A 19064-nucleotide genomic window follows, 5' to 3' on the forward strand; every position below is an offset into this window, starting at 1 on the left:
TGGGGTATGAACATGAGCACAGAAGATCCACGCTTCGCCGGCGTTGCCCGGCTGTATGGCGACCAGGGGCTGCACCGTCTGGGCCAGGCCCATGTGGCCGTGGTCGGTATTGGCGGGGTAGGCTCGTGGGCGGCGGAAGCGCTGGCCCGCAGTGGCGTGGGCGAGATCACCCTGTTCGACCTCGACGATGTGTGCGTCAGCAACACCAATCGCCAGGCCCACGCCCTGGACGGGCAGGTGGGGCGGCCCAAGGTCGAGGTCATGGCCGAGCGCCTGCGGGCGATCAACCCGGCGTGCACGGTGCATGCGGTGGCCGACTTCGTCACCCGTGACACCATGGTTGAGTACATTACCGAGAACCTCGACTGCGTGATCGACTGCATCGACAGCGTCATGGCCAAGGCGGCGTTGATCGCCTGGTGCCGGCGGCGCAAGATCACCATCGTCACTACTGGTGGCGCCGGTGGGCAGATCGACCCGACACAGATCCAGATCGCCGACCTGAACAAGACCTTCAACGACCCGCTGGCCTCGCGGGTGCGTTCCACCCTGCGCCGCGACTACAACTTCTCACGCAATGTCAGCCGCAACTATGGCGTGCCCTGCGTGTTCTCCAGCGAACAGCTGCGCTACCCCAAGGGCGATGGCAGCGTTTGCCTGCAGAAAAGCTTCGTGGGCGAGGGCGTGCGCCTGGACTGCTCGGGTGGCTTTGGCGCGGTGATGATGGTGACCGCGACCTTTGGCATGGTGGCGGCGAGCAAGGCGGTGGAAAAACTGGTGGCTGGGGCGCGGCGGCCTTCGGAGCGGGTCAAGCCTGAGTAGACCGCGTGGGCTTCTTCGCGGGTAAACCCGCTCCCACAGGTAGTACATCTCTCCCAGGAAAGGTGAGGATCCTGTGGGAGCGGGTTTACCCGCGAAGAAGCCAGCACCATTTAGTGGGGAGACGCCAGCTCCGCCATCCGCTGCAACACCGCATGCAGCCCATTGCTGCGTGACGGCGACAGCTGGCGCTCCAGCCCCAGCTGAGTGAACCACTCACGCAGATCAAGCCCGGCCAGTTCCTCATTGGCCAACCCTTGCACCCGCACCAGCAACAACGCCAACAGCCCACGCAACAAGCGGGCATCGCTACTCGCCTTGAACCGCCACAACCCCTCAACCTGCTCGGCCACAAGCCAAACCAGGCTTTCGCAGCCATGTACCCGGTTGGCCTCGGTCTTCTCGCTGTCAGCCAGCGGCTCAAGCCGGTCGCCCCACTGCATCAGCAGCCGCGCTCGCTGTTCCCAGCCCTTGCCCTGCTCAAAAGCTTCCAGCGCCTGGCGCGCCTGATCCGGCAGGGTCATCGCAACAGCTCCAGGCCTTGATCCAGCGCCTCGAAGAAACGCTGCAAGTCATCGCTGTCGTTATACAGCCCCAAGGACACGCGGATCGCGCCCTCCAGGCCCAGGCCCTTCAGCAGCGGCATGGCACAGTGGTGCCCGGCACGTACGGCAATGCCTTGCTCGGTCAGCAGGTGGGCGATGTCGGCGTTGTGCACACCTTCGATGACGAAACTGGCAAGGGCCGCTTGTGGCGTGCCGAGGATGCGCACGCCATCGCGGTCCGCCAGGCCACGCAGCAGGTGCTGGTGCAGGCTGGCTTCATGGGTTTCGAGCGCCTGAGCATCGAGGCTGGCCAGGTAGTCCAGGGTTGCACCCAGGCCGATCACCCCGGCGATCGGCGGCGTACCTGCCTCGAACCCCAGCGGTGCCGGGCGGAAGCCGGCGCTGTGGTACTCGGCCACTTGCACCATCTCGCCGCCGAACTGCCAGTGGTGCAGCAGCCCCAGCGCCTGGGTGCGCCCGTACAGCACGCCAACGCCCTCCGGGCCGTACAGTTTGTGGCTGGAGAACACATAGAAGTCACAGCCAAGCTGCTGCACATCATGGCGACCATGCACCACCCCCTGGGCACCGTCGACCACGGTCAGCGCGCCTTGCGCACGGGCATGGGCCAGCAGCGCCGGCAGCGGCTGCCAGGTGCCCAGCACGTTGGACAGCTGGCTCACCGCCAGCACGCGGGTGCGTGGGCCGATCAGTTGCAGCGCCTGGTCCAGGTCAATACGACCATGGGCATCCAGTGGCAGCACCACCAGGCGCAGGTTGCGCCGGCGCGCCAGCTGTTGCCAGGGCAGCAGGTTGGCATGGTGTTCCAGGGCGCTGACGGCAATTTCGTCACCGGCCTCGAAGCGGTGTTCCAAGCCATAAGCCAGCAGGTTCAGCGCCGAGGTGGCGCCGTGGGTGAAAATGATCTGGCCTGAGTCTGCCGCATTGAGCCAGGCCGCAACCTTGTCGCGGCTGGTTTCGAAGGCCTGGGTCGCCAGTGCGCCGGGCAAGTGCTGGGCACGGTGCACGTTGGCCGCGCCATGGCTGTAGTAATGGCTCAGTGCATCGAGCAGGGCTTGCGGCTTCTGGGTAGTGGCGGCGCTGTCCAGGTAGGTCTGGTGCTGCCGTTGCAGGGCGGCGATGGCGGGAAAATCGGCACGCCAGGGGGAGGGCTGGAACATGGTCGCGGGGCCTGGAATGAAAATCGGGTCTGGCGTGGTGCCAGACCCGATCTTAACATTTCAAACGCTGAGAATCCGCTGTTCGCGAGCAAGCTCGCGTCTACAGGGGGTGACGGATTCTCAGTTATGCGCGTGCAGCGCCTCGTTCAGCTCGATGGCCGACTTGTGGGTCTTGCACTCCACCGCGCCGTTCAGCGAGTTGCGGCGGAACAGCAGGTCGGTCTGGCCGGCCAGGTCGCGGGCCTTGACCACTTTGACCAGTTGGTTGTTCTCGTCCAGCAGGTTCACCTTGGTACCGGCGGTGATGTACAGGCCGGCTTCGACGGTGTTGCGGTCGCCCAGTGGAATGCCGATACCGGCGTTGGCGCCGATCAGGCAGCCTTCGCCAACCTTGATGACGATATTGCCGCCACCGGACAGGGTACCCATGGTCGAGCAGCCGCCGCCCAGGTCCGAGCCCTTGCCGACGAATACGCCGGCGGAAACGCGGCCTTCGATCATGCCCGGGCCTTCGGTGCCAGCGTTAAAGTTGACGAAGCCTTCGTGCATGATGGTGGTGCCTTCGCCGATGTAGGCGCCCAGGCGCACACGGGCGGTGTCGGCGATACGCACGCCGGCCGGTACCACGTAGTCGGTCATTTTCGGGAACTTGTCCACCGAGAACACTTCCAGCAGCTCGCCCTTCAGGCGCGCTTCCAGTTGCAGTTCGGCCAGTTCGGCCAGGTCGACCGCGCCCTGGTTAGTCCAGGCCACGTTCGGCAGCAGCGGGAAGATGCCGGCCAGGCTCAGGCCGTGCGGCTTGACCAGGCGGTGCGACAGCAGGTGCAGCTTGAGGTAGGCCTCTGGGGTCGAGGTCAGCGCGGCGTCTTCGGCCAGCAGGGTGGCGACCAGCGGCTTGTGGCTTTCAGCCAGGCGGGTCAGCAGGGCGGCCTGGGCGGCATCCACACCCTTCACGGCTTCGGCCAGTTGCGCGGCCTGGGCGTTGCTGAAGGCGATGGCCTGGTTACCACCTTGGTAACCGAGAACAGGGGCTACCGCGGCGACCAGTTCGGCGCTCGGGTTGAGCAGCGGTTGTGCGTAGAACACTTCCAGCCAGGCGCCCTGGCGGTTCTGGGAGCCGACACCGAAGGCCAGGCTGAACAGGGTATTGGACATGTGATTACCTCGTGCGAAATAGGGTAGGGGCTCAGGCCAGGGCAGCGGCGTACAGGTCAGGCTTGAAGCCGACCAGGGTACGCGCGCCAAGGTCGAGCACCGGGCGCTTGATCATCGACGGCTGGGCCAGCATCAGTTCGACAGCCTTGGCCTGGTCGAGGCCGGCCTTGCTGGCGTCGTCCAGCTTGCGGAAGGTGGTGCCGGCACGGTTGAGGATGACTTCCCAGCCGTGTTCGTCGCACCAGCGGTTCAGGCTGTCACGGTCGATGCCTTGGGTCTTGTAGTCGTGGAATTCGTAGGCAATGGCCTGGTCTTCGAGCCAGGTACGTGCCTTTTTCATGGTGTCACAGGCTTTGATGCCGTAGAGCGTGTAGGTCATTGTGTGCATTGGGATCACAGGCTGCCCCAATCTCTCCGTTTTCCGATTTCAGTCGCGGGATTATGCGGGAACGATCCTGTGAGCGCCACGGGTGTGCATGTCCTGGATCTTGCAGTGTGTCGGAGACCGAGCGCCGCCCGCGCGGCGCTTCGCAGCACAAGGCTGCTCCTACATCTGTTTCGGGCCAGTAACGCCTGTACCAACGCACGCGACCGCCTAGTTTGCTCGACACGATATCGAGGCGTACGCCAGGGGGCCGCGTGCCGCGCTCACAGGAATGACTGGCCCGAAACAAACGGTAGGAGCAGCCTTGTGCTGCGAAGCGCCGCGCGGGCGGCGCTCGATCTCACAGGCACAGCAAGACTCAAGGCATGCATCTGCTGGGCGATAAGGGGGCGAACCTGCGCCACCGACAAACCGAAGTATCATCATGTTACATATTCATCCGCCACCTGCGACTATCGTGCAGCGGCCTCGAATCGCCCATCGCCGCTAACATATTGTTTCAATGGCGATGTTTCGCCTTGTTGTCGTTTCTGGTTCACAAAGGAAGCTTTCCCGGATGCAGTCCGCCTACACCGTCCTCATCCTGCTGACGTTGGTCAGCGTGTCGAAGCTGGTCGGCCGCATGATTCCGCTGCCCTTGCCGTTGGTGCAGATCGCCGCCGGCGCCTTGCTCGCATGGCCGACACTGGGCCTGCATGTGGCCCTGGACCCCGAGTTGTTCCTGTTCCTGTTCCTGCCGCCGTTGCTGTTCGCCGACGGCTGGCGCATTCCGAAGCGCGAGTTGTGGCGCATTCGTGGGCCGGTGGTAGCGCTGGCCGTGGGTCTGGTGCTGTTTACCGTGGTCGGAGCCGGTTACTTCATTCAATGGCTGCTGCCGAGCATCCCGCTGCCAGTGGCCTTCGCCCTGGCCGCAGTGTTGTCGCCGACCGACGCCGTGGCGGTTTCGGCCATTACCCAGGACCGCCTGCCCACCCCGCTGATGCACATGCTCCAGGGCGAGGCCCTGATGAACGATGCCTCGGGCCTGGTGACCTTCAAGTTCGCCCTGGCGGCGGCGATCACCGGGGTATTCTCGCTGACCGATGCAAGCTTCAGCTTCGTGCTGGTCGCCCTGGGCGGCCTGGCGGTGGGTGTGGCCCTGAGCTGGTTGATCGGCCGCCTGCGCGCGTGGATGATCGCCCGTGGCTGGGACGACCCGGCGACCCATGTGGTGTTCATGTTGCTGCTGCCGTTCGCCGCCTACGTGCTGGCCGAGCGCCTGGGTGTGTCGGGCATCCTCTCGGCGGTAGCTGCCGGCATGATGCAGAGCTGGCTCGACCTGCTGCCACGGCAGACCAGCACCCGCCTGCTCAACCGTAGCGTTTGGTCGCTGCTGGAGTTCGCTTTCAACGGCCTGATCTTTCTGCTGCTGGGCCTGCAGTTGCCGGACATCATCAAGGCGGTGGTCAGCCACGAAACCACCGTTTGGCCGACCCTGGCATACCGTTGCCTGGATGTGGTGGCGATCTTCGTGGCGTTGATCCTGCTGCGGTTCATATGGGTGCAGAGCATCTGGCGTTCGATCGGTGTAGTGCGCCGCTGGCGCGGCAAGCCGGCGCTGGTGCTGATGCCCACGGCGCGCTCTTGCTGGCTGCTGACCTTGGGGGGTGTGCGCGGTGCAGTCACTCTGGCCGGTGTGATGTCGATCCCGTTGCTGATCGGAGCAGGCAAGGCCTTCCCGGAGCGTGACCTGCTGATCTTCATTGCGGCTGGGGTGATCCTGCTGTCGTTGATCAGTGCCTGTATCGCGCTGCCGCTGTTGCTGCGCGGGGTGACCAAGAGCCCGGACGAGCGTTTGCACCAGGAAGTGCAGGAGGCCTGGCGGCGCACGGCCGAGGCGGCGATCCATGCACTGGAGGCAGAGGAAGTGATCGACAGCAATGCGCCACAGGATGCCGCACAGGCGACCTTGGCAACCGAGTTGAAGGCGCGTTTGATGGCTGAGTACCGGGATGAGCTGGACAGCTACAACGACAGCGCCGAGGCCAAGGCCCTGGCCGAACAGATGGACCTGCTGGAGCGACGACTGCGCCTGCGTGCGCTGCGGGCGCAGCGGCTGGAGCTGTATGAACTGCATCGCCAGCATCTGGTGGGGGATGAAGTGGTGCGGCAGGTGCTGGGTGAGCTGGATATGAGTGAGGCAAACCTAGGGTCAGTCAGGTAGACCGCAGGGGCCGCTATGCGCCCCCTGTAGGAGCGGGTTTACCCGCGAACACCGGCACAGCCGGTGCCATGCACCGCGTCGCCTGATTCGCGGGTAAACCCGCTCCTACAGGTACTGCACAACATTCGAGAGTTGTACGGCCCCTGTCGAATCAGTGGTTCTGCAGGAATGCGCGAATCCGCTCCGCCGCCTCGATGCACTCGGCCAGCGGCGCAACCAGCGCCATGCGCACACGCCCGGCGCCCGGGTTCACGCCATCCACCTCACGCGACAGGTACGACCCCGGCACCACCGTCACATGCTGGGCCTCGAACAGGTCGCGGGTAAACTCGGCATCGTCGCCGGGTACCTTGGCCCACAAGTAGAAGCTGCCATCCGGGCGCTGCACGTCCAGCACCGGCTGCAGGATATCCAGCACGGCATCGTACTTGGCGCGGTACTGGTCGCGGTTCTCGCGCACATGCGCCTCGTCCTGCCAGGCAGCAATGCTGGCCAGCTGGGTTTGTACCGGCATGGCGCAGCCGTGGTAGGTACGGTACAGCAGGAACGGCTTGATGATTTCGGCGTCACCGGCGACGAAGCCCGAGCGCAGGCCCGGCAGGTTGGAGCGCTTGGACAGGCTGTGGAATACCACGCAGCGCTTGAAGTCGCTGCGGCCCAGTTCCGCACAGGCCGTCAGCAGGCCTGGTGGCGGGGCGTCCTCGTCGAAGTACAGCTCGCTGTAGCACTCATCGGCGGCAATCACGAAGTCGTGTTCGTCGGCCAGGGCAATCAGCTTCTTCAGGGTGTCCATCGGCACCAGTGCGCCAGTGGGGTTGCCCGGTGAGCACAGGAACAGGATCTGGCAACGCTTCCACACTTCAGCCGGCACGGCGTCGAAGTCGGGGTTGAAGCCGTTGCTTTCCAGGCATGGCAGGTAGTGCGGGGTGGCACCGGCCAGCAGTGCTGCGCCTTCATAGATCTGGTAGAACGGGTTGGGACTGACTACCAGGCCGTCATCGGCGCGGTTGACCACGGCCTGGGTGAAGGCGAACAGTGCTTCGCGGGTGCCGTTGACCGGCAGGATGTGGCGGTCGGCGTCCAGCCAGCCGGCCGGTACGCCAAAGCGCCGCTCGCACCACTGGGCAATGGCCTGGCGCAAGGCCGGCAGGCCGATGGTGCTCGGGTACACCGCCAGCTTGTCGAGGTTGTCGGCCATGGCCTGGGCGACGAACGCCGGCGATTCATGCTTCGGCTCACCGATCGACAGGGCAATGGCGCGCTTGTCCGCCGCAGGCTTCACGCTGCCCAGCAGGGCGCGGAGTTTTTCGAACGGGTAGGGCTGAAGCTGGGTCAAGGCATGGTTCATCGGCGCAAGATCTCGTCAATCGTCTAGTCGTTAAAAAGTTACGCGGGTAGGGCTGGCATCGCTGACCTGGCCGGCCTGCAACTGCTGGACGATGGCCTCCTGCAGTCGGCTGCACAGCTGTGGGTCGGACAGCGGCTGGTTGTCGGCATCGGTGATGAAGAAAACGTCTTCCACCCGCTCGCCAAGGGTGGCGATCTTGGCGTTCTGCAGCGACAGGTCGAACTCCAGGAAGATGCGCCCCAGCCTGGCCAGCAGGCCTGGGCGGTCGGGCGCGGTGATTTCGAGGATGGTCACCGGTCGCTGGGCATCGTTGAGGATGGTCACCTGTGGCGGGAAGTCGAAGTGCTTGAGCTGGCGCGGTACCCGACGCTGGATGATGGTCGGGTAGTCCTCGGGGTTGCGCAGCGCTTCGGTCAGGCCGTCGCGAATCTGCTTGACCCGCTGCGGGTTGTCGCCGATCGAGCCGCCGTCGTTGTCCAGCACGATGTAGGTGTCGAGGGTGAACTGGCTGCTCGAAGTGATGATCCGCGCGTCATGAATGTTCAGGTTCAGCTGCGACATGGCCGCCACCGTCACGGCAAAGAAGTCGTGCTGGTCGGGGGCGTAGATGAAGATCTGCGTGCCACCCTCGAACTCGCGCTGGGTGGTTTCCTTGATCAGTACCAGCGGCCCGCCATCGGCCGGCTGCTGGAGGATCGCGTCACTGTGCCAGGCCACGTCGGCGGCGGTGTGTTTGAGGAAGTAGTCATCGCCCAACTGCGACCACAGTTGCTCGACGTCGTCCGGGTCGGTGCCCTCACGCACCAGGATGTCCAGCGCCGCCGATTGGGTCTGGCGAATCTGCTCTTCGCGGTCCAGCGGGTTTTCCAGGCCACGGCGCAGGGCGCGCTTGGTCTCGGTGTACAGCTGGCGCAGCAGGCTGGCCCGCCATGAGTTCCACAAGCTGGGGTTGGTGGCGTTGATATCGGCCACGGTCAGCACGTACAGGTAGTCCAGGCGCGTCTCGTCGCCCACGTGCAGGGCAAAATCGTTGATCACCTGAGGGTCGGACAGGTCTTTGCGCTGTGCGGTGGTCGACATCACCAGGTGGTTTTGCACCAGCCAGACGATCAGCCGGCTGTCCCAGGGCGGCAACTGGTGGCGTTCGCAGAACTTCTGCGCATCCAGCGCGCCCAGTTCGGAATGGTCGCCCTGGCGGCCCTTGCCGATGTCGTGGTACAGGCCGGCCAGGTAGATCAGCTCGGGCTTGGGCAGGCGGCCCATGAGCTTGCTGGCAAGCGGGAATTTTTCGGATACCGGCGTGTATTGCAGCTTGCGCAGGTGCTTGATGAGGTTGAGGGTGTGCGCATCGACCGTATAGATGTGAAACAGGTCGTGTTGCATCTGCCCGACGATCAGGCCGAATTCCGGCAGGTAGCGGCCAAGGATGCCGTAACGGTTCATTCGCCGCAGGTTGCGGTGGATGCCGATTTCGCACTTGAACAGCTCGATGAACAGGCTGGTGTTGCGGATATCGGTGCGGAAGGTGTCGTCGATCAGGTGCCGGTGCTCGCGCAGCAGCCGCACGGTATCGGCGCGTACGCCCTTGATCTCGGGGTGCTGGGCCATGAGCACGAAGATTTCCAGCATGGCGAACGGCGTGCGCTTGAACACGTTCGGCCTGACCGCTTCTATATAGCCGTCATGCAGGCGGAAGCGCGCGTTCAGCGGCTGAGTGGTGCCGCTGTCGTCGTCGGCGAGGATGACCTCCTCGAAGTGCTGGATGATCAGGTCGCACAGCTGGCTGATGCTCATCACCACCCGGTAGTACTGCTGCATGAACTGTTCGATCGCCCGCTTGGGGTTGTCGTCTTTGTAGCCCAGCAGTGCGGCGATGCTGCGCTGGTGGTCGAACAGCAGGCGGTCCTCGGCGCGCCCGGCCAGCATGTGCAAGGCGTAGCGCACCTTCCACAGGAAGTCCTGGGACGAGGCCAGCAGTTCGTTCTCGCTTTCCAGCAGGAAACCTTCGCCGGCCAGCGCGTGCAGGTTGAGGGTGCCGTACTGGCGGCGGGCCACCCATAGCACTGTCTGGATGTCGCGCAGGCCACCGGGTGAACCTTTCACATTGGGTTCGAGGTTGTACTCGGTGTCGTTGTATTTGTGGTGGCGGGCCTTGAGTTCGGCTCGCTTGGCCAGGAAAAAGTCCTTGCTCGGCCACATGTGCGACGTGCTGGTCACCTCCAGCATGTGCTGGCGCAGGGCCTCGGGGCCGGCAATGGTGCGGCTTTCCATCAGGTTGGTGATGACCGTCAGGTCAGCGCGGGCCTGCTCGGCACACTCGTCGACGGTGCGCACGCTCTGGCCCACTTCCAGGCCGATGTCCCACAGCAGGGTGAGAAACCGCTCGATGGCGTCGCGGTACTGCTCGTGCTCGGCAGCGCCCAGCAAGATCAGCAGGTCGATGTCCGAATGCGGGTGCAGTTCACCGCGCCCGTAGCCACCCACCGCGACAAGGGCGATGCCGCCCTGGTCGCCCCAGTCGAACTGGTTCCAGGCCTGTTGCAGGATATTGTCGACGAGCCAGGCACGGGCCTCGATCAGTGGACGGATTTCGCTGCCACTGCGGAAACGCTTGTCGAGCACCTCGCCGGCCTGGCGGATGGCTTTCTTGAAGGCGGCGATGGGGCTCGCCTTGAGGGCCAGTTCCGCCTGGAACTGGCCGCGGTCGAACAGCTCGGGGTCCACCTGGGGCATCGCGTCACGTTCCTGTCGTGGGGTGGCCTGTCGGAGTGCGTTCAGGCCGAGGTGCGCGGGATGGTGTCGTCCTTGCGCAGGGTGAAAATCTCGTAGCCGGTCGCGGTCACCACCAGGGTGTGTTCCCACTGGGCCGAGAGCTTGCGGTCCTTGGTGATGGCGGTCCAGCCGTCGCCCAGCACCTTGGTGTCGGCCTTGCCCTGGTTGATCATCGGCTCGATGGTGAAGGTCATGCCTTCCTTCAGTTCCATGCCGGTGCCGGCGCGGCCGTAGTGCAGGATCTGCGGCTCTTCGTGGAACACCTTGCCGATGCCGTGGCCGCAGAACTCGCGCACTACCGAGAAACCGTTCTTTTCAGCGTGCTTCTGGATCACTTCGCCGATGTCGCCCAGGCGGCAGCCCGGCCTGACCAGCTCGATGGCCTTGTACATGCACTCCTGGGTGACCTTGGACAGGCGCTCGGCCCATACCGGCACGGTGCCGACGTGGAACATACGGCTGGTGTCGCCGTGGTAGCCGTCCTTGATCACGGTGACGTCGATGTTCAGCGTGTCGCCGTCCTTGAGTGGCTTGTCGTTGGGGATGCCGTGGCAGACCACATGGTTGATCGAGGTGCAGATCGACTTCGGGTAGCCCTTGTAGTTGAGCGGTGCCGGGATGGCCTGCTGGACGTTGACGATGTAGTCGTGGCACAGGCGGTCCAGCTCTTCGGTGGTGACACCGGGCTTGACGTGTTCTTCGATCATTTCCAGCACCTCGGCGGCCAGACGGCCAGCGATGCGCATCTTCTCGATGTCTTCTGCGGTCTTGATGGTGACGGTCATTACAGGCTCTCTACAGCGCCGGATAAGGCGCGAACAAACGGGAAAGGCCGGATTCTAGCAGAGCGGGGCGCCGATCGGTCGGGATAAAGGCGGCCATGCTGCTGTCTATAGCTGGCATTCTGGCGCGAAAGCCGGGGTGCTGCAAAAACTGCTGACGGACGCAACAGTATCCGGGTTCCGTTCGGCCGCGGTCTGTGGTATAAAATGCGCCGCTTTCGGGGTGACCCCGTCAGCACTTAACCCACACACGTGTCGACACGATGACCTGGGTGCCCCGAGTTGCAGAATTCGCGGGTTGGTCATTGGGATACGTGGAGGCCCAACCCGACTTATCAAGGAACTATCATGTCCCAAGTCAACATGCGCGATATGCTGAAGGCCGGTGTGCACTTCGGCCACCAGACCCGTTACTGGAACCCGAAAATGGGCAAGTACATTTTCGGCGCGCGTAACAAGATCCACATCGTCAACCTGGAAAAAACCCTGCCGATGTTCAACGACGCTCTGGCGTTCGTAGAGCGCCTGGCCCAGGGCAAGAACAAGATCCTGTTCGTCGGCACCAAGCGTTCCGCCGGCAAGATCGTCGCCGAGCAAGCTGCTCGTTGCGGTTCGCCGTACGTTGACCACCGTTGGTTGGGCGGCATGCTGACCAACTACAAGACCATCCGTGCTTCGATCAAGCGTCTGCGCGACCTGGAAACCCAGGCCGAAGACGGCACTTTCGCCAAGCTGACCAAGAAAGAAGCCCTGATGCGCTCCCGCGACCTGGAAAAACTGGATCGCAGCCTGGGCGGTATCAAGGACATGGGCGGTCTGCCAGACGCTCTGTTCGTTATCGACGTTGATCACGAGCGCATCGCGATCACCGAAGCCAACAAGCTGGGCATCCCGGTTATCGGCGTTGTCGATACCAACAGCAGCCCGGAAGGTGTTGACTACATCATCCCAGGTAACGATGACGCCATCCGCGCTATCGAGCTGTACATGACTTCGATGGCTGACGCAGTCATCCGCGGCCGCAACAACGTTGCCGGCGGCACCGAAGTTTACGCTGAAGAAGCGGCTGCACCTGCTGCCGAGTAATTAGACGCTAGCGTCGACTTGGCACGCAAAAAGGGGGCTCTGCCCCCTTTTTGCCACCTTGAAATCCTGCTGTCAGCATCGGCCCCGCATCATGGGCTCGCTGAGATAAATGCAGCGGATTTGCAGAATTGAACGCCCGTGACGAACGGGTGGAATGGTTGAAAAACTTTCCAAGAGGATTTTGAAATGGCAGCAATTACTGCAGCGCTGGTCAAAGAACTGCGCGAGCGTACCGGCGAAGGCATGATGGATTGCAAGAAGGCCCTGGAAAAGGCCGGCGGCGACATCGAAAAAGCCATTGATGACATGCGTGCCTCGGGCGCCATCAAGGCCGCCAAAAAGGCTGGCAACGTCGCTGCTGAAGGCGCTATCGCCGTCAAGACCGACGGTAAATCTGCCGTCCTGCTGGAAGTGAACTCGCAGACCGACTTCCTGGCCCTGCAAGACGACTTCAAGAACTTCGTTGCCGAAAGCATCGAAGAAGCCTTTGCCCAGAAGCTGACCGACGCTGCTCCGCTGATCGCTTCGCGTGAAGCTGCTCGTGAAGCCCTGGTTGCCAAGTGCGGCGAGAACGTCAACATCCGTCGCCTGGTGCGTGTTGAGGGTGACGTTGTCGGCGCCTACCTGCACGGCAACAAGATCGGCGCTGCCGTTGTCCTGAAAGGCGGCGACGTCGATCTGGCCAAGAACATCGCCATGCACGTTGCAGCTTCGAACCCTGAGTTCCTGCTGCCGTCGGAAGTATCGGCCGAAGCCATCGAGCGCGAGAAGGGCGTCTTCCTGCAGCTGAACGCTGACAAGATCGCCGGCAAGCCGGAAAACATCGTCGAGAACATGATCAAAGGTCGTATCTCGAAGTTCCTGGCCGAAGCCTCGCTGGTCGAGCAAGCCTTCGTCATGAACCCGGAAGTCAAGGTTGGCGAGCTGGCCAAGAAAGCCGGCGCTGAAATCGTTTCCTTCACCTACTTCAAGGTCGGCGAAGGTATCGAGAAGCCAGTCGACAACTTCGCTGAAGAAGTTGCCGCTCAGGTCGCTGCTGCCAAGCAGTAAGACAGCCCCGTCTGTCGCCCCAAAGAGGCTGCCCGCTCACGCGCGCAGCCTCTTTGTCAAAACGGCGAAGGGTTTATAAGGCCCGCCGCCGCTGGCACCGAAGCGGTGCCACGCTACAGTTAGCAGGCTGCAAACAGCCCGCACGAATTTTCTAAAAGTACGCCGCAGGAGAGACTCGCAATGGCTCAGCAGGTGAGTGGTCGCCAACCTCGCTATAAACGCATTTTGCTCAAACTTAGCGGCGAGGCCCTGATGGGCTCGGAAGACTTCGGGATCGACCCGAAAGTGCTGGATCGCATGGCCCTTGAAGTTGGCCAGCTGGTAGGGATCGGTGTCCAGGTCGGCCTGGTGATCGGTGGTGGCAACCTGTTCCGCGGCGCCGCGCTCAGCGCAGCCGGCATGGATCGCGTCACCGGTGACCACATGGGCATGCTGGCCACCGTGATGAACGGCCTGGCCATGCGCGACGCGCTGGAGCGCTCGAATATCCCGGCCCTGGTCATGTCGGCCATTTCCATGGTCGGTGTCACCGATCATTACGATCGTCGCAAAGCTATTCGCCACCTCAACTCCGGGGATGTGGTAATTTTCTCCGCCGGTACCGGCAACCCGTTCTTCACCACCGACTCCGCGGCCTGCCTGCGCGCCATCGAAATCGATGCCGACGTGGTGCTGAAGGCGACCAAGGTCGATGGTGTGTACACTGCCGATCCATTCAAGGACCCGCATGCCGAGAAGTTCGATCACCTGACCTACGACGAGGTCCTGGATCGCAAGCTGGGTGTGATGGACCTGACCGCAATCTGCCTGTGCCGTGACCACAAGATGCCATTGCGGGTATTCAACATGAACAAGCCTGGCGCCCTGCTGAACATCGTGGTGGGTGGCGCTGAAGGTACTCTGATCGAGGAAGGCCAAGCATGATCAACGACATCAAGAAAGACGCGCAGGAGCGCATGACCAAGTCCCTCGAGGCCCTGGCTCGCAACCTGGCGGCAATCCGCACCGGTCGCGCTCACCCAAGCATCCTGGACAGCGTCAAGGTCCCGGCCTGGGGCAGCGAGATGCCGCTGAACCAGGTGGCCGCGATCACCGTCGAAGATGCCCGTACCCTGAAGATCGTCGCTCACGACAAGAACCTCAGCGCCGCCATCGAGAAGGCCATCCTTACCTCTGACCTGGGCCTGAACCCATCCAGCGCCGGTACTACCATCCGTGTGCCGATGCCGGCCCTGACCGAGGAAACCCGCAAGGGCTACACCAAGCAGGCCAGCGGCGTTGCCGAGGATGCCAAGGTGGCCGTGCGCAACGTGCGCCGTGATGCCCTGGCTGACCTGAAGAAGCTGACCAAGGACAAGGAAATCAGCGAAGACGAAGAGCGTCGCGCCGCTGACGAGATCCAGAAGCTGACCGACAAGTTCGTTGCCGAAGTCGATGCCGCCTTCAAAGCCAAGGAAAAGGACCTGATGGCCGTCTAAGGCCGGGGTTTTTTAATGGAAAAGACCAAGCCAGCGGCGCCGTCCTCGGTGCCGCGTCATGTCGCGATCATCATGGATGGCAACAACCGCTGGGCGAAGAAGCGCCTGCTGCCCGGCGTTGCCGGGCACAAGGCAGGTGTCGACGCCGTTCGCGCGGTCATCGAAGTCTGTGCCGAGTCCGGGGTCGAGGTACTGACCCTGTTCGCCTTCTCCAGCGAGAACTGGCAGCGTCCCGCCGAAGAGGTCGGTGCGTTGATGGAGTTGTTCTTCTCGGCCTTGCGCCGCGAGGCCAAGCGCCTCAACGAGAACAACATCAGCCTGCGTATCATCGGTGACCGTTCGCGTTTCCATCCCGAGCTGCAGGCTGCCATGCGCGAGGCGGAGGCGCTGACCGCCGGCAACAACCGCTTCATCCTGCAGATCGCGGCCAACTACGGTGGCCAGTGGGACATCGCCCAGGCCGCCCAGCGGTTGGCGCGGGAAGTGCAAGCCGGGCATCTGCGCCCTGAAGATATCACCCCGGACCTGCTGCAGACCTGCCTGGCAACCGGCGAGCTGCCGCTGCCGGACCTGTGCATCCGCACCGGTGGCGAGCACCGCATCAGCAACTTCCTGCTGTGGCAACTGGCCTACGCCGAGCTGTACTTCTCCGACCTGTACTGGCCGGACTTCAAACACGAGGCCATGCGCAACGCCCTGGCCGATTTCGCTTCGCGCCAGCGCCGCTTCGGTAAGACCAGCGAGCAGGTCGAGGCTGGAGCTCGTGCTTAATGCTTAAACAACGCATCATTACCGCGCTGATCCTGCTGCCGATCGCGCTGGGTGGCTTCTTCCTGCTCAATGGTGGGGATTTCGCCCTGTTCATCGGCTTTGTGGTGACCCTCGGCGCCTGGGAGTGGGCGCGCCTGGCCGGGCTGATGGCCCAGCCGCTGCGCATCGCCTATGCCGTGGTCGTCGCCGGAGCGCTGATGCTGCTGTACATCCTTCCGGAGCTGGCACCCTGGGTGCTGGGCGCCGCAGTGATCTGGTGGGGGTTGGCCACCTGGCTTGTGCTTACCTACCCGCGCAGCAGCGAGCTGTGGGCCAGTGCCGCCTGCCGGTTGCTGATCGGCCTGCTGGTATTGCTGCCGGCCTGGCAGGGGCTTGTGCTGCTCAAGCACTGGCCACTGGGTAACTGGCTGATCCTGTCGGTCATGGTGCTGGTCTGGGCTGCCGATATTGGCGCGTACTTCTCTGGTCGTGCCTTCGGCAAGCGCAAGCTGGCGCCACAGGTCAGCCCGGGCAAGAGCTGGGAAGGCGTGTATGGCGGCCTGGCGGTCAGCCTGGCGATTGCCCTGGTGGTCGGCATCAGTCGCGATTGGTCCTTCGGCCAGATTCTGCTGGGCCTGATGGGGGCCGCGCTGGTGGTCATGTCTTCGGTGGTCGGTGACCTGACCGAAAGCATGTTCAAGCGCCGTTCCGGCATCAAGGACAGCAGCAACCTGTTGCCAGGCCACGGTGGGGTGCTCGACCGTATCGACAGCCTGACCGCGGCGATCCCGATTTTCGCCGTGCTGCTGTGGGCTGCCGAATGGGGTGTGATGTGAGTCGTCCGCAGCGTATTACCGTGCTCGGGGCCACCGGCTCCATCGGCCTGAGCACGCTGGATGTCATCGCGCGCCATCCTGACCGCTACCAGGTGTTCGCCCTGAGCGGCTTTTCGCGTATCGACGAACTGCTGGCCCTGTGCCTGCTCCATCGCCCGTCGTTTGCCGTGGTGCCAAGCGCCGAGGCGGCCGTGCGACTGCGTGAGAGCCTGGCTGTATCAGGCTGTGCCACCGAGGTGCTGGAAGGCGAGGCCGGGCTGTGCCAGGTGGCTTCTGCACCGGAAGTGGACGCGGTGATGGCGGCCATCGTCGGCGCTGCCGGCCTGCGCCCAACCCTGGCGGCGGTCGAGGCGGGCAAGAAGGTGTTGCTGGCCAACAAGGAGGCGCTGGTGATGTCCGGCGCGCTGTTCATCGAGGCGGTGCGGCGCAGTGGCGCCGTGCTGCTGCCGATCGACAGCGAGCACAACGCGATCTTCCAGTGCATGCCCGTCGACTACGCGCGCGGCCTGAGTGCCGTCGGCGTGCGCCGGATCCTGCTCACTGCCTCCGGTGGGCCGTTCCGCGAGACCCCCGTCAAGGCCCTGCTGGACGTCACTCCGGAGCAGGCCTGCGCGCACCCCAACTGGTCCATGGGGCGCAAGATTTCCGTGGATTCGGCCAGCATGATGAACAAGGGCCTGGAGCTGATCGAGGCCTGTTGGCTGTTCGATGCCGCACCGGCCAAGGTCGAGGTAGTGGTGCACCCGCAGAGCGTGATCCACTCCCTGGTGGACTACGTGGATGGTTCGGTGCTGGCGCAGCTGGGTAACCCGGATATGCGCACGCCCATCGCCAACGCCCTGGCCTGGCCCGAGCGGATCGATTCCGGGGTGGCCCCGCTGGACCTGTTCGCCATCGCCCGTCTGGATTTCCAGGCGCCCGACGAACAGCGCTTCCCTTGCCTGCGCCTGGCGCGGCAGGCTGCCGAGGCCGGCAACAGCGCACCGGCCGTGCTCAATGCGGTCAACGAGGTTGCGGTCGAGGCATTTCTCCAGCGGCGTATCCGCTTCCCGGAAATCGCGGGTATGATCGAACAGGTGCTCGACCAGGAGCCCGTCGTACCGCTGCCGTCGCTGGACGCGGTGTTCGCCGCCGACCAGCGTGCCCGGGAGCTTTCCCGTGAGTGGCTGAGGCGTCACGGTCGCTGATGCAGGCCTGCCACGGTTCATGAGGGGGGCTGGGCATGATGCCGGCCCGCTGAACATCATTCGGAGATGGATATGACAGCGCTCTACATGATTATCGGCACCCTTATAGCCTTGGGTGTGCTGGTCACCTTCCATGAGTTCGGCCACTTCTGGGTGGCACGCCGCTGTGGCGTCAAGGTGCTGCGCTTCTCGGTGGGCTTCGGCACGCCGCTGCTGCGCTGGCATGACCGCCATGGCACCGAGTTCGTAATCGCGGCGATCCCGCTGGGTGGTTACGTCAAGATGCTCGATGAGCGCGAGGGCGACGTGCCGCCGGCGCTGCTCGGGCAGTCGTTCAACCGCAAGTCCGTGCGCCAGCGCATCGCTATCGTCGCGGCGGGGCCGGTTGCCAACTTCCTGCTGGCCATCCTGTTCTTCTGGGTGCTGGCGATGCTGGGTACCCAGCAGATCCGCCCGGTGATCGGTGCGGTCGATGCTGGCAGCCTGGCAGCATCGGCGGGCCTGACCGCAGGTCAGGAAATTGTTTCCATCGACGGCAAACCGACCAATGGTTGGTCGGCAGTCAACCTTCAGCTGGTTCGCCGTCTGGGCGAGAGCGGCACCTTGCAGGTTGGCGTGCGTGAAGAGGGCGCCAGTGCCGAGCGCCTGCTGCAGGTGAAGCTGCAGAGTTGGCTCAAGGGGGCCGACGAGCCGGACCCGATCCAGTCCCTGGGGTTGCACCCTTGGCGCCCGGCGATCGTGCCGGTGCTGGCCGAGATCGACCCGAAGGGCCCGGCTGCCGCTGCGGGCCTGAAAACCGGTGACAAGCTGCTGGCCTTCGATGGCGTGGCCGTGAACGAATGGCAGCAGGTGGTCGATGCCGTGCGGGCGCGCCCGCAAGCCAGGATAGTGGTGCGTGTCGAGCGCGATGGTGCTGCGCTGGACGTACCGGTCACCCTGGCGCGCAAGGGTGAGGGCAAGGCTGCCGGTGGCTACCTTGGCGCCGGGGTAAAAGGTGGCGAATGGCCTGCCAACATGCTTCGCGAAGTCAGCTACGGCCCGCTCGATGCAGTGGGTGAGGGGTTGTCGCGTACCTGGAGCATGAGCGTCCTGACCCTTGAATCGCTGAAGAAAATGCTGTTCGGGGAGCTCTCGGTAAAAAACTTGAGCGGACCGATAACCATTGCTAAAGTGGCGGGCGCTTCAGCCCAGTCCGGCGTGGGGGATTTCCTGAATTTCCTGGCCTACCTGAGCATAAGCCTGGGGGTTCTTAACCTGCTGCCCATCCCGGTTCTGGATGGGGGGCATTTGCTGTTTTACCTGGTCGAGTGGGTGCGCGGTCGTCCGCTGTCGGATCGGGTGCAAGGTTGGGGGGTCCAGATCGGTATCAGTTTGGTCATAGGGGTGATGTTGCTCGCCCTGATCAACGATCTGGGTCGACTATAAAGCTTCGCTCAATTGCGAAACCTGCCGTTTTGTCACGGCGGGTTGTTTATTGCCAGTTGGAA

Annotated in this window: 17 protein-coding genes; 10 read left to right on the top strand and 7 right to left on the bottom strand. The window is 63.6% G+C overall.

The window, feature by feature from the left end:
* The first annotated feature begins 12 nt into the window (after window positions 1–12).
* Complete coding sequence (gene tcdA / locus CAY82_RS11930; protein ID WP_170931064.1) at window positions 13–822, top strand: tRNA cyclic N6-threonylcarbamoyladenosine(37) synthase TcdA; 810 nt, start codon at window positions 13–15, stop codon at window positions 820–822.
* A gap of 110 nt (window positions 823–932) precedes the next feature.
* On the opposite strand, the gene CAY82_RS11935 is transcribed toward tcdA, so the two are convergent.
* The 4 genes from CAY82_RS11935 to CAY82_RS11950 form a co-directional block, all read right to left on the bottom strand.
* Complete coding sequence (locus CAY82_RS11935; RefSeq protein WP_087501388.1) at window positions 933–1343, bottom strand: SufE family protein; 411 nt, start codon at window positions 1341–1343, stop codon at window positions 933–935.
* Window positions 1340–2545, bottom strand: coding sequence for a cysteine desulfurase (locus tag CAY82_RS11940; protein WP_087501389.1), 1206 nt, complete (start codon window positions 2543–2545; stop codon window positions 1340–1342). Before CAY82_RS11940 ends, CAY82_RS11935 begins: the two co-directional genes overlap by 4 nt.
* 120 nt (window positions 2546–2665) lie before the next feature.
* Window positions 2666–3700, bottom strand: a complete 1035-nt coding sequence (dapD, locus tag CAY82_RS11945; RefSeq protein ID WP_063911503.1) for a 2,3,4,5-tetrahydropyridine-2,6-dicarboxylate N-succinyltransferase — start codon at window positions 3698–3700, stop codon at window positions 2666–2668.
* A 31-nt stretch (window positions 3701–3731) separates the two neighbouring features.
* Window positions 3732–4079: an ArsC family reductase gene (locus CAY82_RS11950; protein WP_170931069.1), complete on the bottom strand. Its 348-nt coding sequence runs from the start codon at window positions 4077–4079 to the stop codon at window positions 3732–3734.
* Window positions 4080–4641: 562 nt separating this feature from the next.
* Between CAY82_RS11950 and CAY82_RS11955 the strand changes: the two genes are divergently transcribed.
* On the top strand, window positions 4642–6288 hold the full coding sequence (locus CAY82_RS11955; protein ID WP_087501391.1) for a Na+/H+ antiporter: 1647 nt from the start codon (window positions 4642–4644) through the stop codon (window positions 6286–6288).
* Between the two features lie 151 nt (window positions 6289–6439).
* Here CAY82_RS11955 and dapC read toward each other — a convergent pair whose 3' ends face one another.
* From dapC to map, 3 genes are read right to left on the bottom strand one after another with little or no spacing between them, the layout of a single operon-like run.
* Window positions 6440–7636 carry a succinyldiaminopimelate transaminase gene (dapC, locus tag CAY82_RS11960; protein WP_087501392.1) on the bottom strand — a complete coding sequence of 399 codons (1197 nt, stop codon included), beginning with the start codon at window positions 7634–7636 and terminating at the stop codon, window positions 6440–6442.
* 30 nt (window positions 7637–7666) lie between these two features.
* A complete protein-coding gene (locus CAY82_RS11965) occupies window positions 7667–10369 on the bottom strand; it encodes a [protein-PII] uridylyltransferase (RefSeq protein WP_087501393.1) in 2703 nt (900 codons plus the stop codon).
* Between the two features lie 41 nt (window positions 10370–10410).
* Window positions 10411–11193 carry a type I methionyl aminopeptidase gene (map, locus tag CAY82_RS11970; protein WP_087501394.1) on the bottom strand — a complete coding sequence of 261 codons (783 nt, stop codon included), beginning with the start codon at window positions 11191–11193 and terminating at the stop codon, window positions 10411–10413.
* Window positions 11194–11538: 345 nt separating this feature from the next.
* Here map and rpsB point away from each other — a divergent pair, with 345 nt between their 5' ends.
* The 8 genes from rpsB to rseP all read left to right on the top strand — a co-directional run bounded on the left by rpsB (window position 11539) and on the right by rseP (window position 19002).
* Window positions 11539–12276 (top strand): 30S ribosomal protein S2, encoded by a 738-nt coding sequence (rpsB, locus tag CAY82_RS11975; RefSeq protein ID WP_046616139.1) that lies wholly within the window; start codon window positions 11539–11541, stop codon window positions 12274–12276.
* Between the two features lie 186 nt (window positions 12277–12462).
* On the top strand, window positions 12463–13326 hold the full coding sequence (gene tsf, locus CAY82_RS11980) for a translation elongation factor Ts (protein ID WP_087501395.1): 864 nt from the start codon (window positions 12463–12465) through the stop codon (window positions 13324–13326).
* 180 nt (window positions 13327–13506) lie between these two features.
* Window positions 13507–14250, top strand: a complete 744-nt coding sequence (gene pyrH, locus CAY82_RS11985; protein WP_003252294.1) for a UMP kinase — start codon at window positions 13507–13509, stop codon at window positions 14248–14250.
* Window positions 14247–14804, top strand: coding sequence for a ribosome recycling factor (gene frr, locus CAY82_RS11990; protein ID WP_087501396.1), 558 nt, complete (start codon window positions 14247–14249; stop codon window positions 14802–14804). The genes pyrH and frr overlap by 4 nt, the downstream gene beginning before the upstream one ends.
* 15 nt (window positions 14805–14819) lie before the next feature.
* Window positions 14820–15575, top strand: a complete 756-nt coding sequence (gene uppS / locus CAY82_RS11995; RefSeq protein WP_063911507.1) for a polyprenyl diphosphate synthase — start codon at window positions 14820–14822, stop codon at window positions 15573–15575.
* On the top strand, window positions 15575–16390 hold the full coding sequence (locus CAY82_RS12000; protein ID WP_087501397.1) for a phosphatidate cytidylyltransferase: 816 nt from the start codon (window positions 15575–15577) through the stop codon (window positions 16388–16390). The genes uppS and CAY82_RS12000 overlap by 1 nt, the downstream gene beginning before the upstream one ends.
* Window positions 16387–17577, top strand: coding sequence for a 1-deoxy-D-xylulose-5-phosphate reductoisomerase (ispC, locus tag CAY82_RS12005; protein ID WP_087501398.1), 1191 nt, complete (start codon window positions 16387–16389; stop codon window positions 17575–17577). Before CAY82_RS12000 ends, ispC begins: the two co-directional genes overlap by 4 nt.
* A gap of 72 nt (window positions 17578–17649) precedes the next feature.
* On the top strand, window positions 17650–19002 hold the full coding sequence (rseP, locus tag CAY82_RS12010; protein WP_087501399.1) for an RIP metalloprotease RseP: 1353 nt from the start codon (window positions 17650–17652) through the stop codon (window positions 19000–19002).
* Window positions 19003–19064 lie beyond the last annotated feature (62 nt).

Origin of the sequence: Pseudomonas sp. SID14000 (assembly GCF_002165135.1) — a bacterium.
Lineage (GTDB): Bacteria > Pseudomonadota > Gammaproteobacteria > Pseudomonadales > Pseudomonadaceae > Aquipseudomonas.

What these genes read in the sequence shown, in the direction of transcription:
- tsf (WP_087501395.1), top strand. Translation starts at nt 12,463, where the DNA reads ATGGCAGCAATTACTGCAGCGCTGGTCAAAGAACTGCGCGAGCGTACC.
- frr (WP_087501396.1), top strand. Translation starts at nt 14,247, where the DNA reads ATGATCAACGACATCAAGAAAGACGCGCAGGAGCGCATGACCAAGTCC.
- CAY82_RS12000 (WP_087501397.1), top strand. Translation starts at nt 15,575, where the DNA reads ATGCTTAAACAACGCATCATTACCGCGCTGATCCTGCTGCCGATCGCG.
- rpsB (WP_046616139.1), top strand. Translation starts at nt 11,539, where the DNA reads ATGTCCCAAGTCAACATGCGCGATATGCTGAAGGCCGGTGTGCACTTC.
- CAY82_RS11955 (WP_087501391.1), top strand. Translation starts at nt 4,642, where the DNA reads ATGCAGTCCGCCTACACCGTCCTCATCCTGCTGACGTTGGTCAGCGTG.
- map (WP_087501394.1), bottom strand. Translation starts at nt 11,193, where the DNA reads ATGACCGTCACCATCAAGACCGCAGAAGACATCGAGAAGATGCGCATC.
- CAY82_RS11965 (WP_087501393.1), bottom strand. Translation starts at nt 10,369, where the DNA reads ATGCCCCAGGTGGACCCCGAGCTGTTCGACCGCGGCCAGTTCCAGGCG.
- CAY82_RS11940 (WP_087501389.1), bottom strand. Translation starts at nt 2,545, where the DNA reads ATGTTCCAGCCCTCCCCCTGGCGTGCCGATTTTCCCGCCATCGCCGCC.
- CAY82_RS11950 (WP_170931069.1), bottom strand. Translation starts at nt 4,079, where the DNA reads ATGACCTACACGCTCTACGGCATCAAAGCCTGTGACACCATGAAAAAG.
- pyrH (WP_003252294.1), top strand. Translation starts at nt 13,507, where the DNA reads ATGGCTCAGCAGGTGAGTGGTCGCCAACCTCGCTATAAACGCATTTTG.
- uppS (WP_063911507.1), top strand. Translation starts at nt 14,820, where the DNA reads ATGGAAAAGACCAAGCCAGCGGCGCCGTCCTCGGTGCCGCGTCATGTC.
- dapD (WP_063911503.1), bottom strand. Translation starts at nt 3,700, where the DNA reads ATGTCCAATACCCTGTTCAGCCTGGCCTTCGGTGTCGGCTCCCAGAAC.
- tcdA (WP_170931064.1), top strand. Translation starts at nt 13, where the DNA reads ATGAGCACAGAAGATCCACGCTTCGCCGGCGTTGCCCGGCTGTATGGC.
- dapC (WP_087501392.1), bottom strand. Translation starts at nt 7,636, where the DNA reads ATGAACCATGCCTTGACCCAGCTTCAGCCCTACCCGTTCGAAAAACTC.
- CAY82_RS11935 (WP_087501388.1), bottom strand. Translation starts at nt 1,343, where the DNA reads ATGACCCTGCCGGATCAGGCGCGCCAGGCGCTGGAAGCTTTTGAGCAG.
- rseP (WP_087501399.1), top strand. Translation starts at nt 17,650, where the DNA reads ATGACAGCGCTCTACATGATTATCGGCACCCTTATAGCCTTGGGTGTG.